Annotated in this window: 15 protein-coding genes; all 15 read left to right on the top strand. The window is 35.3% G+C overall.

What is annotated here, in order from left to right; genetic code table 11:
• The first annotated feature begins 361 nt into the window (after positions 1-361).
• Entirely contained in the window at positions 362-769 is a 408-nt protein-coding gene (locus CHB72_RS20490) for a DUF2089 domain-containing protein (RefSeq protein WP_089284746.1), read from the top strand.
• A 159-nt stretch (positions 770-928) separates the two neighbouring features.
• The gene (locus tag CHB72_RS20485; protein WP_089284741.1) at positions 929-1,369 is read left to right on the top strand and encodes an SHOCT-like domain-containing protein; all 441 of its coding nucleotides are present in this window, start codon (positions 929-931) and stop codon (positions 1,367-1,369) included.
• On the top strand, positions 1,359-1,700 hold the full coding sequence (locus tag CHB72_RS20480; RefSeq protein ID WP_089284740.1) for a hypothetical protein: 342 nt from the start codon (positions 1,359-1,361) through the stop codon (positions 1,698-1,700). The genes CHB72_RS20485 and CHB72_RS20480 overlap by 11 nt, the downstream gene beginning before the upstream one ends.
• A 15-nt stretch (positions 1,701-1,715) precedes the next feature.
• Complete coding sequence (locus tag CHB72_RS20475) at positions 1,716-2,057, top strand: phage holin family protein (protein WP_089284739.1); 342 nt, start codon at positions 1,716-1,718, stop codon at positions 2,055-2,057.
• A gap of 432 nt (positions 2,058-2,489) precedes the next feature.
• The gene (locus CHB72_RS20470) at positions 2,490-4,247 is read left to right on the top strand and encodes a spore germination protein (protein ID WP_089284738.1); all 1,758 of its coding nucleotides are present in this window, start codon (positions 2,490-2,492) and stop codon (positions 4,245-4,247) included.
• On the top strand, positions 4,237-5,346 hold the full coding sequence (locus tag CHB72_RS20465) for a GerAB/ArcD/ProY family transporter (protein ID WP_176431512.1): 1,110 nt from the start codon (positions 4,237-4,239) through the stop codon (positions 5,344-5,346). The genes CHB72_RS20470 and CHB72_RS20465 overlap by 11 nt, the downstream gene beginning before the upstream one ends.
• Positions 5,339-6,589, top strand: coding sequence for a Ger(x)C family spore germination protein (locus CHB72_RS20460; RefSeq protein ID WP_176431511.1), 1,251 nt, complete (start codon positions 5,339-5,341; stop codon positions 6,587-6,589). Before CHB72_RS20465 ends, CHB72_RS20460 begins: the two co-directional genes overlap by 8 nt.
• Positions 6,586-6,756 (top strand): hypothetical protein, encoded by a 171-nt coding sequence (locus CHB72_RS26795; RefSeq protein ID WP_176431509.1) that lies wholly within the window; start codon positions 6,586-6,588, stop codon positions 6,754-6,756. The genes CHB72_RS20460 and CHB72_RS26795 overlap by 4 nt, the downstream gene beginning before the upstream one ends.
• A gap of 27 nt (positions 6,757-6,783) precedes the next feature.
• Positions 6,784-9,117 (top strand): xanthine dehydrogenase family protein molybdopterin-binding subunit, encoded by a 2,334-nt coding sequence (locus CHB72_RS20455; RefSeq protein WP_330397097.1) that lies wholly within the window; start codon positions 6,784-6,786, stop codon positions 9,115-9,117.
• Positions 9,117-9,956, top strand: a complete 840-nt coding sequence (locus CHB72_RS20450) for an FAD binding domain-containing protein (RefSeq protein WP_089284735.1) — start codon at positions 9,117-9,119, stop codon at positions 9,954-9,956. Before CHB72_RS20455 ends, CHB72_RS20450 begins: the two co-directional genes overlap by 1 nt.
• Positions 9,950-10,420 carry a (2Fe-2S)-binding protein gene (locus CHB72_RS20445; RefSeq protein WP_089284734.1) on the top strand — a complete coding sequence of 157 codons (471 nt, stop codon included), beginning with the start codon at positions 9,950-9,952 and terminating at the stop codon, positions 10,418-10,420. Before CHB72_RS20450 ends, CHB72_RS20445 begins: the two co-directional genes overlap by 7 nt.
• 319 nt (positions 10,421-10,739) lie before the next feature.
• Positions 10,740-11,432, top strand: a complete 693-nt coding sequence (locus tag CHB72_RS20440) for a response regulator transcription factor (protein ID WP_089284733.1) — start codon at positions 10,740-10,742, stop codon at positions 11,430-11,432.
• Entirely contained in the window at positions 11,410-13,542 is a 2,133-nt protein-coding gene (locus tag CHB72_RS20435) for a sensor histidine kinase (RefSeq protein ID WP_242975217.1), read from the top strand. Before CHB72_RS20440 ends, CHB72_RS20435 begins: the two co-directional genes overlap by 23 nt.
• Before the next feature lie 277 nt (positions 13,543-13,819).
• Complete coding sequence (locus tag CHB72_RS20430) at positions 13,820-15,601, top strand: sigma-54-dependent Fis family transcriptional regulator (RefSeq protein ID WP_089284732.1); 1,782 nt, start codon at positions 13,820-13,822, stop codon at positions 15,599-15,601.
• A 151-nt stretch (positions 15,602-15,752) separates the two neighbouring features.
• Positions 15,753-17,054, top strand: a complete 1,302-nt coding sequence (locus CHB72_RS20425; RefSeq protein ID WP_089284731.1) for an L-cysteine desulfidase family protein — start codon at positions 15,753-15,755, stop codon at positions 17,052-17,054.
• Positions 17,055-17,058 lie beyond the last annotated feature (4 nt).

Genomic DNA, 17,058 nt, shown 5'->3' with positions numbered 1-17,058 from the left:
GCCCTTAGTATATCAAAATTTCACCTTGTATAAGCGACTGACATGAAATCATAGATTTCAGTCATCTGCTTAAGTTCTGTAGTTGGTTATCTATAATTTAAAAGAGGCTGTCTCGAAATGGAAAATAATGCCTAGTCGGGACATCTTTTTTTCTTGGGCTTTGAATCTGAAGGTTTTTAAAACTTGTCACTTTTTATTTTATATGGATCTAATCATTTAAAAATTAATATTATCAACATAAATATTAACAATATTAAACATCAAATTAATATTATTAATATTTATGTTGACAAAATTTAGCGTTTAGTATATTATTTAAATTAAAAGAAGGGAAGTTTAAAACAAGAGCGAGGTGATGATAGTGAAATATAAAGCTCCAAGTCAATGTCCTATTTGTCATGATGAATTGAGTATTACTCGAATGGGTTGTTCCACATGCAAAACCAATCTAGAGGGGCAATTCACGGGCTGTAAATTCTGTAAGCTTCCAGAGGAACAGCTTGAATTTATCGAAATTTTTATAAAATGCAGAGGGAATATAAAGGACGTAGAGAGGGAACTGGGCATTTCATACCCTACAGTGCGAAATCGACTTGAAGGGGTAATACAAGCTTTGGGATATCGTGTTGACAGGATAGAAGATCAGGTTGCAGATGATAGAGTTTTTCAAGATATAAACGAAAAAAGGCAGCTTATACTTACTAGGTTGGAAAGCGGAGAATTGGCCCCACAGGAAGCGGTACAACAGCTTCGTAAGCTAGGCAAATAATATAGATGGATATACACCTTTGTACTTAAATTTTAATATACACGGTCTACGGTTTCGACCTTGGATGAAAGATTTAGTTAAGAACTGCAAATGTAGCCCTTAGTATATTAAAATCTATAAGCACATATCTCTATAATAAATTGAAAGGATGGGATTGCAATGCAAAACGAAAAGCTTAAAATTCTTGAGATGATACAGGAAGGAAAGATTTCTTCCTCCGAAGGACTAGAACTGCTTAATGCACTACAGGAAGCAGAAAAAAAAGAGAGAAGTTTGTTGATGGATAAAACCAATGGAAATAGCAAAGATCGGTTTCTAAGAGTACGGGTATCCGGGGATGGTACAGGGGTTAAAAAAGTCGATGTAAATATTCCTTTAAGCCTTTTGAGGATAGCTTCAAAGTTTGTGAATATGGGGATGGGTATGATCCCCAAGGAAGCAAGAGAAGAGATGGAGAAAAAAGGAATCGATATATCGCAGATTGACTTTGATGAATTGGTGCAATTAATTGATCAAGGATTGTCAGATGGAAAGCTGGTGGATGTTGATGTAAATGACTCTGAACAGGGAAGAATTCAGGTGGAAGTTTATGTTGACTAAGTCAAAGCTAAGTCATATTATGCTGATAAAAATAAAATATAATCAACATATTAGGATTACAATTCCTGTTTTTTTAGGAGTTATTGATGAACTGATAGCTGATTTCAAAGATTTGGCATGGATTTTTGATAGACTATTCCCCTCATGGAATCAAAAAGTTTTAAAATGGAAATCGGATTATATAGCAAAGCATATGCCTATAGAAAACTTTTCTTTAGAATTGATTTTTAAGCTTATACAGGAACTGTTTTATGAAATACGTAAACATAAAAGATGGAAACTGGTAGAGATTGATGCAAAAGGTGTATACCTTAAGATGGAGTTTCTATAAAGGGGTGAGGAGAGTCTGAAAAAACAACAACTAAAGCTACTAGCAAATATTATAGCTGTCTATATGATGACAATGATCTTCCCCTTAATTGAAGCAAGTGGGATTATGCAAATTATCCTATTTGGTGTTGTATTATGGTTGATGAATCTCTTCTTACGTCCATTATTACTCCTAATCACACTTCCTATTAATATACTAACATTAGGAGTATTTACTCTGCTAGTAAATACTTGGTTAATTATGATGACAAACATTTTAATTATAGGGGTGAAGATTGGTGGTTTTTGGCCTTCACTTATTCTAGCTGCAGCTATTATAGTAATCAATCATTCTTTGAAAAAATTATTTTTAGAATAATTGGAATCTAGGAAGAGATTACAGGTGCTCTTGAAAAAGGACAAGTAATCTTAGAAATTAGTAGGATGTCTAGTAATGTTTCGTCTATTGCACAACAAATATATATAAAGATATGAAGACTTCACTAGAAAATCCTTGATTTAGTTATGGGGATAAAAGGTGGAGTCTTTTGTTTGTAGTGCGGTCAGCGAAGCTGGACCATACTAGTCTAAAGTAAAGTCTAGTCTAGTGATTAGTACTATATCTTATGTACAGTAGGAATAGATGTGATACAGCTTAATTTATTAAAAGTCTTGATATAAAAGAGCAGTAAAAATATTACTGAGCATATGATATAAGTAGTTTAACGGCAACTCTTGAATATTTTATATCCAAGCTGATAACACTACAAAATGATAGTAATATATCTAAAAACAAACAGGAGTGGAAAGTTTGGGAAATTATTTAGACGTTATTAAAAACCTGATTCTATTTAAAGAACCAGAAAGAAAAGAAACCTTTACACTACAAGAGACCTCTTTTGATGAAAATCAAAAAGAAAATGAAAAAACAGTGGAAAGTAACAAAAGACCTACAAAGGAGTTGGAAGTTCAGAGAAAACACAATGATCTGAAGGTTTCTACCGACGAAGAAAAAAATATGAAAAAAGATAAATTAAAGATTAGTAAGAAGTTGTCAGAAAATCTTGCTTATATAAAAAAAATTTATAGGATTCCTACTAATGCAGATGTTGTTATTAGGAAGTTTAAGGTTGTTGTAAAAGACATGTCTGTCAATGCTTTTATGATATTTATTGATGGCATGACAAATACAAAGGTAATTGATGATAATATACTTCAGCCATTGATGCTATTATCCAATTTAGACATTAAAACAGATGATCTGGATATAGCCAAATACATAGAGTCCCATTTGATTACTCATAACCAAATCAAAGCAACAAAAAAATTCGTTGACGTAATAGATGAGGTTAACTTTGGAGGCTGTGGAGTTTTCGTGGATGGACTGGATGTAGCATTTGCTGCAGATGTGAAGGGTTGGTTGGGGCGAAGTGTTGGACCGCCTAATACGGAAATAACTATAAGAGGACCTCAGGAGGGCTTTGTAGAGGCATTAAGACCAAATACAGGTCTTGTGAGAAAAATATTGAAGGATGAAGATCTTATTGTTGAAAGTGCATCCATCGGTAAAAAAAGCAAAACACCTGTTTCTATCTTATATATAAAGGATATTGCAAATGATTCTCTTGTTGAGGAAGTTAGAAGAAGATTAAATAATATTCATGTAGATAATATATTGGATTCAGGAGAATTGGAACAACTAATTGAGGATGTTACGATTTTACCTATACCGCAAACAATTGCTACAGAAAGACCTGATAGAGTGGCTTCAATGTTAACAGAGGGAAAAGTGGCCCTTATTATGCACGGTAGTCCCTTTGCCCTTATAGTTCCATGTACACTTCCTGAGCTGTTTCATTCTCCTGAAGATTCCTATATGAGATTTCCCTATGTAAATCTATTAAGGTTTATGAGGGTGGTAGGGATGATAGTTGCATTGCTTTTACCAGGAACATATATAGCTATAACAAGCTATCATTATGAAATGATACCTACTGATTTGTTAATGTCCATAACAGCTACCAGAGAGATAGTTCCATTTCCAGCAGTTATTGAGCTGCTTTTAATGGAATTTGCCTTTGAGTTAATCAGAGAAGCAGGGATAAGGATACCAGGGCCTATAGGCCCGACACTGGGGATTGTGGCGGGTTTGGTGCTTGGACAGGCAGCAGTTGCTGCAAATATTGTTAGTCCTATAATGATTATAGTCGTTGCAATCGCAGGTGTAGGTTCCTTTACAATACCTAACTTTTCATTAGCCTTTGCCTTTCGAATACTAAAGTTTGGATACATTTTACTAGGGGCAATGGCAGGATTCCTGGGTATCGCTATAGGATTATTTCTACAAGGACTTTGGTTTTTAAGCGCAAAATCCTTTGGCGTGTCAATGTTTTCACCAATCGGTCCTGTGACATCATTGGCATTTTATAACGACTTTACCAGAGTACCTATTTGGAAGCAGGAAAAAAGACCAGATTTTCTTAATACCAAGGAAATAACAAAACAGCCGAAAATAAGTCGTAAATGGCTTAATAAAAAATCCGGGGATGGTGATGATAATGGAGAGTAGACTTAGTTTTGGACGATGGGAAGCCATAACTCTACTTTTAAACACCATATGTGTTCAAATCTTTATAGATTTTCCTCGTGTAATGGCAGAGGAGGGAGCAACAGCAGGATGGTTGCTTGTATTATATAACTCTGCTATTGTATTTTTCATTTTTAGCTTCATATTAAAGCTGTTTTTAAAATTTGAAGGTAAAGATCTATTAGATATAAGTGAGGAAATTGGTGGAAATGTGCTGAGGGTAATTGTAGGCTTTTTCATTATTATCTATTTTGCTTTTATTCTTTCTATGGTTTTAAGAGAATTTGGAGAAGGAATGCAAGTGATTGCTTTTCCCGAATCTCCCTTAAATTTTATTATAATGCTATTTTTAGTGGGGATAATTGCTGGAGCATATTTTGGTCTAGAGTCTATAGCAAGATTTCATGTATTAGCAGTTCCAATAATTATAATTGGTTTGTTGATCATCTTACTTAGTGTCACTCAATATTATAATTTTAGCAATCTTTTTCCTGTGATGGGGACAGGTTCATACAATATTTTCATAAATGGCTTTCATAGAATATCAACATTTTCAGCCTTGATTATTTTATTCATTATTACGCCATTTCTAAAAACCCATAAAGATTTAAAGGCAGTGGGTTTTACAACAATAGGTATGGCAGCAGTTCTTCTTACTGTTACTACGATTATTTATCTTGTGGTGATACCTTACCCTGTTGCTGTTGAAAGTTTTATACCTATATATCAAGTGGCGAGGCTTATTGATATTCCAAGAATATTTGAAAGAATAGAATCGGTTTTTATTGTTATATGGACAGGGAGTATTCTGTTATACCTAAGTGTGGCATTTTACTTCCTTGTTTATACATTCCAAAAAACATTCAAGCTTACATATTACAGACCTCTAATAATACCCTTTGCTATCTTAGTTTTCAATTTTAGTCTCCTACCTGATAATTATTTAAGTACAGTCCATCTAGAGGCAAAATATTTTAGTAATTTTGCCTGGATTCTAGCTTTTGGCATGACCATTATACTGTTGGGGGTAGGAAATATTATGAAAAATAAAAGACAAAAGGGGACTGGGGAAAGTGATTAAAAGAGTAGAACTAGTTCTAATAATCCTCATACTATGCGGATTGATTACAGGATGTTATGACAGGAAAGAATTAGACGATATGGCCTATGTGGTAGGCATAGGTCTTGACAAAGGAGAGGCTAATTTTCTTAGAATAACTCTTCAGGTTGCTGTGCCTATGCAGATTGCAGAAGGTGGAGATCCGGAGGACACATATTTTATTGAAACAATAGAGGCTCCCAACCTATACGAAGGACTAAATATCTTTAATGCCTTCTTAAGCAAACAGGTTAATCTGTCACATGTAAAGGTAATTGTCTTTTCAAAAGCATTGGCAAAGGAAGGGCTGCAAGTTTATATGAATGAAATTATGGAGGGAAGAGAATTTAGACCTAGTGTGCATATGGTTGTTGCAAGAGACTCCGCTGAAGAGTATTTAAAGGAGATACAGCCTATGTTGGATACGAATCCTGCCAAATACCACGAACTGATTCACAAGAGCTATTTGTACACGGGTTTTAGTGCCGATACAAGGCTTCATAACTTCTATATTGAGACAAACTCAGAATACATAGAGGCTGTAGTTCCTTTATCAGGAGTAAAACAAAATAATAATAATAATGATTCAGAAGAACCCACTTCTGAAGAGAATTTAGAAGCAGAAGAGCCCTCTGAAGAAGAAGCGGAAGTTGATGGCGAATTAATAGGTTTAGCAGTTTTTAAGGGAACAAAAATGGTAGGAGAACTTAATGGTGAGGAGACCACCTATCATTTGATAACAAAAGGAGATTTAGGTCATTCTTATCTATCGATTCCTGATCCTTTGGCAAAAGATAAATTGATTCTACTGAAAATAAGTCAAGATAGAAAACCTGAATATCAATTGTTACTTTATAATAATAAGCCTGTCGTTAATATCAATGTTATACTTGAAGCCCACCTCTTTGCAGTAGAGAGTAACGTTCCATATGATAATATAAAAAACCTAGAGGTTCTTGAAAAAGAAGCTGAAGATTATGTAAAGAGGGAGATTCTTAAGTACTTGCATCATACAAGAGAGATGGAAGTAGATATTAATGGTTTTGGAGGCATGTTGAAAAAAAACTTTACTACATGGATGGAATGGGAGAAATTTAATTGGCTGGAAAAATATAAAGAATCTGATTTTGATGTAGATGTAACTGTAAAAGTAAAAAGTTCTGGTGCTATCATACAGTCAATTCCAGGAAATTATAGAGAAGAAAGAAAAGAGGAGCAGCTATGATAAACTTTTATAGCTTTGTTAGTATTATCATTTTGCTATGGGTATTCTTACATACTTTAAGCTATGGAATATGGACATGGAAGAAAAATAATAGGCTTGGGGCTGTAATGGTATTTATACTAGCTGCCACAGTCCTTGTTCTTCCTGTCTACTCCAAGTTTTTCTAAGAAAAACAGCCAAGGAGGTGTTATCATTTGGAAACAGTAGGAATTGGTATGAGTATTCCAAGAAAAGAGGCATGGGATAAAGTTACAGGAACAGCCAAGTATAATAATGATTATATTATTCCAGGCATTCTTCATGCAAAATTGGTTACAAGTACTTATGCTCATGCAACAATTAAATCTATAGATACCTCAGAAGCAGTAAAAGCTCCGGGGGTTCAAGCAGTGTTGCTAGGAAAAGACAATTCAGTTTTAACTGGAACAATCATTCGAGATTGTCCTCCAATTGCCATTGACAAGGTAAGATATTATGGAGAAGCTGTTGCTGTAGTGGTGGCTGACAGTGAACAGGAGGCTATGGCTGCAGCCAAGATGATCAAGGTAGAGTATGAACCTCTTCCAGTCGTAAATTCAGTCAAGGAAGCGTTGACCCCCAATGCTCCTCTAGTTCATGAAAACTTACATCTATATAAGCTTGCAGATGAAAATATCTACCCAGAAGCAAATACAAATATATCACACCGAGTAAAAATAAGAAAAGGTGATATGGCTATGGGTTGGGCTGAAAGCGATGTAGTTGTTGAAGGGAGCTTTTACCTGCCTCAAACCGACCACTTAGCAATGGAAACAAGAAATGCTAGGACTCAGATTTTGTCAGATGGACAGGTGATGATGGCTTCTGCCACTCAGGCTCCCTTTGAAGTAAAGGAATTAATCGGTAATGATTTTAATGTGGAGGAGGGAATGATTGATGTAAAAACCCCCTTGGTTGGAGGAGCATTTGGAGGTAAGGCAGCCGTACATCTTGAAACATTAGCCTACATCGCTTCAAAAGCTGTTGATGGAAGAATGGTTAAGATAGTTAATACTAGAGAGGAGGATTTTATAACCTCCCCTTGTGGCATAGGTCTGGAAGCCAAACTGAAATTCGGAGCAACGAAGAAAGGCTTGATTAAAGCTGCTGAAATTACTTACATGCTGGACAGCGGAGCATATGCCGATATTTGTCCTCGGATGGCAAAAGCAATGGCAGTTGATTGTACCGGTCCCTACAATATCGAAAACCTTTCATGTGATGCTCTAAGCGTTTATACAAACCACCCCTTTGTAACATCGCTACGAGGATTTGCCCATATATGCTATGCTTTTTGTATTGAACGTATCATGGATAAACTGGCATTTACACTTGGAATTGATCCTTTGGAGCTTCGACTTAAAAATGCCATTGGGCCAGGGCATACTTCTCCTACCCAAGTAAAAACTACCTTGAGCAATACTGGTGACTTTAAAAAATGCTTGGAAAAATTAAGAAATTTGATGAACTGGAATGAGGGAAATAGAATCATTCAGGATAACAACAAGGTCAGAGTAAAAGGAATAGGCTGTTTCTGGAAAACATCCAATTCTCCTACAGATGCAGAATCCGGTGCTATTTTAACCTTTAACAAGGACGGCAGTATCAATCTTAACTGTGGTGCTGTTGAATATGGTCCCGCAATGAAAACAACTTTGGCTCAAATTCTGGCAGAGAGAATGAATATGGATGTAAAGCGTATTCGTGTTACTATGGAAGTAGATACCAAAACCAGTCCAAGACATTGGAAAACAGTGGCCAGCATGACAACTTTCATGCTTGGCAGGGCTGTTTTAAACGCTGCAGAAGATATAAAAAGGCAGCTGTGTAACATAGCCGGGATTGTGCTAAAATGTGAACCAGAAGAGCTGGAGGTTGCAGGAGAAAGAGTTTATTTAAAGGATGATCCCAGCAACTATGTAGATTTTAAAGATATAGTTCATGGGTATAAATTACCAAACGGCAATGCTATAGGAGGACAAATCATTGGTCGGGGAAGTTATGTAATGAAGCATTTAACCAAATTAGATCCTGAAACAGGCCAAGGACGACCGGGTCCTGCATGGAGTGTAGGAGCTCAGGCGGTAGAGGTTGAGTTTGATATGAAAGAGTACACCTATAGAGTAATTAAGGCTGCTACGGTTGTTGATGCTGGAAAAGTAATCAATCCCAAAAGTGCCCGAGGGGTAATAACAGGAGGAATGTCTATGGGGTTGGGGAAAGCTACCAGGGAAGAATTTAAATATGGTAAGGATGGTGCTGTCCTCAATACAAGTCTCAGAACATACAAAGTAATCCATTATGGACAGCAGCCGGAATATGTGGTTGAGTTTGTTGAAACACCGCAAATAGACGCTCCATATGGGGCAAGAGGAATTGGTGAGCATGGGACCATTGGTATTCCTGGAGCTTTAGCCAATGCGTTATCCTTGGCAGTCCAAGTTGACCTTGACCAACTACCCCTGACACCGGAACTTATATGGAAAACAAAGACGGGGGGCAATACATAATGATACCTTTTGATTTTGATTACTATAGACCGGATTCAATACAAGAAGCTGTTAAAATATATGAAGAATTGGATACTCAAGGTAAACAGCCCTTATACTATGGTGGGGGAACTGAAATCATTACTATGGCCAGAACACACAATATTTTCACCAAAGCTCTTGTTGATCTAAAAGGAATACCTGAATGTAATGTATTAGAATTCAGAAATGACCAACTGGTAATTGGTTCTACAGTTACTTTAACGCAAATATTTGAATCAAGGAAGTTTCCTTTGCTTGGGGATATAGGATCAAGAATAGCGGACCATACTGCACAATGTCAAATCACTTTGGGAGGAAACATTGCAGGAACAATTATATATCGAGAAACAGTTCTACCACTTTTGTTATCCAGCAGTCAAATAGTTATTGCCAATGAAAGTGGACAAAAACAAGTTTCCTTGCATGAAGTTTTCAATGAAAGACTTCAACTAAATCCAGGTGAGTTCATTGTTCAGGTAATTACTGATAAAATCTATACAACGCTACCCTATGTACATGTGAAAAAGACGAAATATGAAAAGATAGATTACCCCTTGATGACAGTTGTAGCTGTTAAAAAAGATGAGAAAATAAGAATAGCCTTCAGTGGATTGTGCTCCTTTCCATTTAGATCTATGAAAATGGAAAATGCCCTTAATGAAAACAGTCAGTTGGATGTAAGGATAAATAATGCCTTAAGTCATCTGCCGACTTCCATATTAAACGACATCTCAGGTTCTGATAAGTACAGGGAGTTTGTATTAAGGGATACACTGATAAACACTTTAAAAACACTTGAAGGAGTAGGACTATGCTAATAATAGAAGGAAAAAAGGTTATTGAACTGTATGTAAATGGCAAAAAAAGAAATGTTGTAGTAAGACCTGCAGATACACTGTTATATACACTTCGTGAACAACTGGGTCTTACAGGCGCTAAGCCCGGATGTGAAAATGGAGACTGTGGATCATGTACAGTTATCATAGACGGATGGCCCATAAAATCATGTATTATGTTATCGGTTGATGCCATTGGACGGAACATTATCACTATAGAAGGTTTAAAGGATGCACCAATTCAAAAGGCTTTTGTTGAAAACTGGGGATTTCAATGTGGCTACTGCACGCCAGGGTTTTTAATGGTATGTCATGCTTTAGCCAATATGCATCCTAATGCGGAGGAGCATGTGATAGAGAAGTGGCTAGAATCCAATATTTGCAGATGTACTAGTTATGAAGAAATACAAGCAGCAGTTCATGCTATATTGAAACCACTCTCATAAAATCCACATAATTTCTACACCGATAGGATTATACATAGGAGGAGAATCACCGGAAGAACCAGCTATTTTAATACTATCACAAATACAATCTCACAGATACAGTGAATTCGTTTCAGCAAGCTAAAACATCGAGGAATCAGGTGGAGAGTATACTCCACCTGATTCCTCGATGTTTTAAGGTGTAATAAAAAGAATGTAAATATTTAAAGACTAGTTTCCTTTTCTTAAGAAATTTGTAAGAATTATAATAGTAGAATTTTAGAAAGTCTATGTTATTATAGCTATATGAGATATCTCGAAAGGGTTTAGGAGTGAAAATATGCATATATATAATATCCTTGTTGTTGACGATGAAAAAGAAATAACAGATGCTATAGAGATTTATTTAAGGAATCAAAACTATGATGTTTTTAAGGCGTATGATGGCGAAGAAGCATTGAAAATTTTTGAAAAGGAAGAAATTCATCTAGTACTTATGGACATGATGATGCCAAAACTAGATGGTGCAGGAGCCACAATGAAAATAAGAGAGAAAAGCACAGTGCCGATTATTATCCTTTCTGCAAAGTCAGAGGATATGGATAAAATATGGGGACTGAATATAGGGGCAGATGATTATATTACTAAGCCTTTTAATCCTATGGAATTACTGGCGAGGGTGAACTCAAATCTTAGAAGATATACCAATTACTCAAAGGCTATCACATCAAAGGAAAATTTTATAAAAATAGGTGGTATTGAGTTGAAGGATGAGAGTAAAGAGGTATTAGTAGATGGCGAAGCAGTAAAAATTACACCATTAGAATATAAAATTCTTTATTTGCTTATGAGTAATCCCAATAGAGTATTTTCTATTGAAGAAATATACGAAAAGGTATGGAAAGAACCAGCCTATAATCCAGATACAGTAACAGTTCATATAAGAAGGATTCGAGAAAAAATTGAAATTAATCCAAAGGAACCAAAATATTTAAAGGTGGTGTGGGGTATTGGATACAAATTTGAACAATAATAAAGATGCTGACAAAGAGGAAACAAACCAGCAGGAAGAATATAATGAAAACCAAGAAAATGAAATGAACCTTAAAGATAGGGAAGAAGTACAGCAACATACAAGTAAAGAAAACAAAAAAATAGAAACTCATAAGAAACACAATCGATTTATTGCTTCGACATTGGCAATTGTCATGATGATACTGATATTTGCAATAGCTTCCGTATTCAGCTATGAGGTTGTTCGTGAGAGCAGCTTTTTTCCTACAAAAAATCATACAAAAGATTATGTAGAAAGCCACGATTTTGTTTACGGCTTAGCTCGTTTAACAAGGTATTTACACGAATCAAAAGTCCAGAATAACGATTGGTATGATCGCCGCTATGAAAATTTGGAAAGCATTAAATATTATGTCAGCGATAAGGATAATACCTTTAGCATAAGCAATTTGGAGGATACTACTAATAAAGCATTGCAAAAAGAAATCAAGGATAGCATATTTTATCTAGAAATCAAATTTGATGAAAATGGTAATGGAGAAGTAGAAAGCTCATTAGGGAAGAGATTTTATAAGGAGGCCTTTTTAAATAATCTAACCTACAGCAATAAAGAAGATTATGCTGGTTTAGACATTGTATATATTGTGCCAAAAGATTTCGATAATTATAATGACTTTTTTACTGACAATATGAAAAGCTCTTATGTTTTAAATAACTATTTAATATTGATTTTGATTATCGGGGCTATAAGTATTTTGATTCTAACGATTGTAGCCTTCAGCTTACCCTATAGTTCCCAAAGGAAGGCGGCTATTTGCAAACTTTATAACAGGATGTTTTTAGAATTGAAGATTCTTCCTTGGATGGGATTTGTCAGTATATTTTTTGTAACAGTATTTACAGGCTATGGGTACAATGACTTTAATATAGAAACGACAATTTACGATGCCAATACATTTTTTTATCTTATCGGTATTCCTGTAACCTTTGTGCTATATTTGCTTATTTATTTAACTATTGTTTATATTAAATACATCTACTATACAGGATTCAAGGAGGGCTTTCTTCGCAACAGTATTGTAGGAAGAATATGTCTTAATGTTTTTAGGGATTCAAAAAAAATCTTAAAAGAAATAGCCAAGATAGATATAAGGGAAGATCATCATAAAAAGCTTTTTATGATTTTGGGGGTCAATTTACTAGCATTATGGATCATTGCATTATCTACACCTTTGGGATTCATTCTAGCTATAGCCTATAGCGTATTCTTATTTAAGTATTTATTAAAGCTTATTGGTAAAGTTAAGTCTCTAAATGAGGCGACAAGCCAACTGGCGGAGGGCAATTTTGCCATTACACTTGATGAAAATATAGGGATATTAAGTCCTATAGCTCAAAATTTAAATAATATTAAAGAAGGGTTTCAGTTAGCTGTAGATAAAGAAATAAAAAGTCAAAAGATGAAGACGGAGCTTATTTCAAATGTATCCCATGACCTCAAGACTCCCCTTACATCCATTATCACTTATGTTGATCTGCTGAAAAATCAAGACATTACAGCAGAGACCCAGAAAGAGTATATTGACATACTTGATAAGAAATCTAAAAGACTAAAGGTACTGATCGAGGATTTATTTGAGGCAAGCAAGGCTAACAGTGGAAATGTTGAGCTTTATTTAGAAAAGCTAGATGTAATTGCACTGTTTAGACAAACCTTAGGGGAGTTACAAGAAAAAATAAATCATAGTACCCTCCAGATGAAAATCAATGCACCAGAGAATAAAATTATTTGTGAATTAGACGGTAAAAGAACCTATAGGGTATTTGAAAATATCATGAGCAATATCCTAAAATATGCATTGCCAAGCTCAAGGGTATATATTGATATTATTGAAAATGAACAAGAAGTAAGCTTTACATTCAAAAACATTTCTGCCTACGAAATGAACTTTGATGCGGCAGAGATAACGGAGCGTTTTACAAGAGGGGATAAGTCCCGAAATACTGATGGATCAGGGTTGGGGCTGGCAATAGCTAAAAGCTTTATAGAACTTCAAAATGGAGGCTTGAAAATAATTATAGATGGTGATTTGTTCAAATTAATTGTTACATTTCCAAAGGTGGAATAGGTATAAACAGTCACTTTTTACTAGGTTTTAGAAGCTGTCTAATAAGGACAGCTCTTTTTGTTTTTGTAAATCTAAAACCTCACCTGACAGCCCACGAAAATGTTATGCTTCCATTAACCACCACGAAACGATCAAATAAGGTAAAAAGGGAGATGGCTGAGGAGGTTCTTAATTGCGAGGGCTTATTAGGTTCTAGGGAATCTAGCATTAATTTTGTTTATTTGTTACAATCAAGTTAGGCAATAATGCATGTATAAAAAGCTGAGGGTGATTGTTCATGGACTTAATGAAAATTGCTTCAAATGTTCAAAACATTTCAGAGGCTATAGCTAGTGTAGTCAAAGTAGATGTGACAGTTGTAGACCATCAATATACAAGAGTTTCCGGCACTGGATGCTACTATCACCGAATAGGAGAAACGGTAAGCAAAGGATCTGTTTTTGGGGTAGCCTTAAGAAGGGGAGAAAGTTTTATTATTGAAGATGCAGGCCAACATGCCGTCTGTTTGCAATGTGAAGATTTAAAGTATTGTAAAGAATATGCAGAGGTTTGCTGTCCTATCAAGGTTAACAATGAGGTTATAGGGGTAATAGGATTAATTGCTTTTGAGGAAAAACAGAGAAATGAGATTCTTTGCAACCAAAAAAACTTGATAAAATTCCTAAATAAGATGGCGGACCTAATTTCTTCAAAGCTATTAGAGCAAAACAGTACAGATCAAATCAAGCTTTTAGCCAAAGAACTGGAAATCGTCTTAAATTCTGTTGATAAAGGAATTCTAGCAGTGGATGATAGAGGAAACATACTACGTTATAATCAAAATGTCCTTCAATTCTTCCAAATCAATGAAAAAGAAATGAATCATTCTAATATAAAAGATTTTATTGATGAAGGTGTCTTTAAAGCGCTGGTTAAGGAGAAATACAAGGTTAAAAATAAAGAAATTACCTATATTGCTAGAAAACATCACCTAAGAGGGGTTTTTGATACCAATCCTATTTATATAGATAATGAGAGGGTAGGCATTGTATTTATATTTAGTAAGCTTTCGGATGTATTAAATGTAGTAAATGATATTACTACAGGAACAATTATTACAGGCTTTGATGAAATAATTGGAGAAACCACTATTTTTCAACAAGCCAAAATGGAAGCAAAAAAGGCTAGTCAATCTACCTCCACTATTCTAATTCAAGGAGAAAGTGGAACGGGAAAAGAACTATTCGCAAGGGCTATTCATTTTCACAGTAATCGTGCTAAAGCTCCGTTTATCCCTATTAATTGTGCTGCTATCCCTGAACAACTACTGGAAAGTGAGCTTTTTGGGTATGAGGAGGGGGCTTTTACGGGAGCTAGAAGAGGGGGTAAAGCAGGGAAGTTTCTGTTGGCAAGTGGAGGAACTATTTTTTTAGATGAAATTGGCGATATGCCTCTACATCTACAGACCAAGCTTTTGCGGGTTTTACAGGAACAAAAGATAGAAAAAATTGGAGGAAAAGAGCTGATCCCTATTGATGTAAGGGTAATTGCAGCCACCAATAAAGATTTAGAAAACAAAGTATTGGAGGGAGAGTTTCGTCAGGATCTCTTTTACAGGATTAATGTCATTCCTTTACAGATTCCCTCCCTACGAGAAAGAAAAGAAGATATTTTTACACTAGTAGAGTATTTATTAAATAAGTGTAATAGCAAATTACAAAAGGATATTAAGGAAGTGGATTCACAGGTATTCGATATATTTATGAATTATCATTGGCCAGGAAATGTAAGAGAACTGGAAAATACTATAGAATATGCTGTGAATATGTGCAATGAAAGCATTATTAAAGTAGGAAATTTACCTAAACGATTAGTAAATAGAAAATTACCCTGTCATTCAAGCTCTATAAAAAAGATCACTCCTATAAAAGAGCTTGAGAAGAGGGAGATAGAAAAAGCAATTGAATATTATCAGAGCAATAAACAGCATATTTCTAAGGCGGCCACTGCCTTAGGCCTCAGTAGAGCTACCTTATATAGGAAAATAAAAGAATATGATATTAAAGTAGTCTCAAAATGATATAATTTCTCATTTTGAGACTACTTTCTTTATAGATATTCTCATTTTGAGAAAAACAATTCTTAAAAGGGCTATATTTAAAGGCTTTAGGTTGGCATGATTTTTGCAATATGAATATTGTATAAAATCATATGAAGTGTGGTGGAATATCGTGAATTTAGAAGATGTAATTGTTGAAACACTAAAAAAGGAAGTAGTTCCTGCTATAGGCTGCACCGAACCTGTAGCAGTGGCCTTGGCCTGTGCAAAGGCTAGGGAATTGTTGAATACTAAAGAAGCAACGGATATTCACGTCAGTGTGAGTCCAAATATCTATAAAAATGGGTTAGCTGTAGGTGTCCCTCCTACAGATGAAGTAGGTCTATATATTGCAGCAGCATTAGGATTTATTGGAGGAGAAAGCAAAAAAGGATTACAATTATTAGAGTCCATTGAAAAAGAGGAAATAGAGCTTGCAAAAGAGCTGTTAGAAAGCGGTAAATTACGATTAGATATAAAGGATACTCGGGAGAAGGTGTATATTGAGGTAAAACTCAATACCAATGAAGGATTTTCCAGAGTAATCATCAAAGGAAAGCATAATCAGTTTGTTTATTTAGAAAGACAGGGAGAAGTGGTAGAGAATCTTCAAGAAAATGCTACTGAAGCTATAGATCGAGGAGAAAGTATATATAACCTTAAGATTAGTACTATTATAGAATCAATAGAAAAAACACCTCATCAAAGGATTGCTTTTATGTTAGAGGGTTTAAGTATGAATGAAGAAGTAGCCATGTCTGGTTTAACAAAAAAAGTAGGGCTGGGGGTAGGTTACACACTGCATCAAAATATGAAAAGAGGTATTTTATCCTACGACCTGATGAATTATGCCAAGGTGTTGACTGCAGCAGCTTCAGATGCTCGAATGTCAGGCTTGAAGCTGCCTGTAATGAGCAGCAACGGTAGTGGGAATAATGGATTGACAGCTATTTTGCCTATTGTAGCTTATAAAAGGATATTCGATGTTCCAGAGGAAAAGCTGGCGAAGGCTTTAGCTATGAGTCATATGATGAACAGCTATATAAAGCATTATATTGGCAGATTATCTGCTTTATGTGGCTGTGGGGTTGCTGCTGGTACAGGTGCTGGTGTAGCAATTGTCTGGCTAATGGGAGGAAAAATGGATGAAATAGAGGGTGTCATTAAAAATGTTTTAGGTGATATTAGTGGAATGATTTGTGATGGTGCTAAGGTAGGCTGTGCTTTGAAGCTTTCTACATCTGCTTCTGCTGCTGTACAGGCTGCTCTCCTAGCGATAGATCATCAGATTATTCCAGCAGGAAATGGAATAATTGCTGAAACCGCAGAAGATACTATAAAAAATTTAAAAAGATTGTCCTACGAAGGCATGGATAAAGCAGATGAAGTCATTCTTAAGGTAATGCAGAAGAGCCAAAGGATTAGATCAGCTTAACCAT

The sequence above is a fragment of the Anaerovirgula multivorans genome, from assembly GCF_900188145.1.
Classification (GTDB): Bacteria; Bacillota; Clostridia; order Peptostreptococcales; family Natronincolaceae; genus Anaerovirgula; species Anaerovirgula multivorans.
This window is presented reverse-complemented; position numbering and strand designations above follow the sequence as displayed.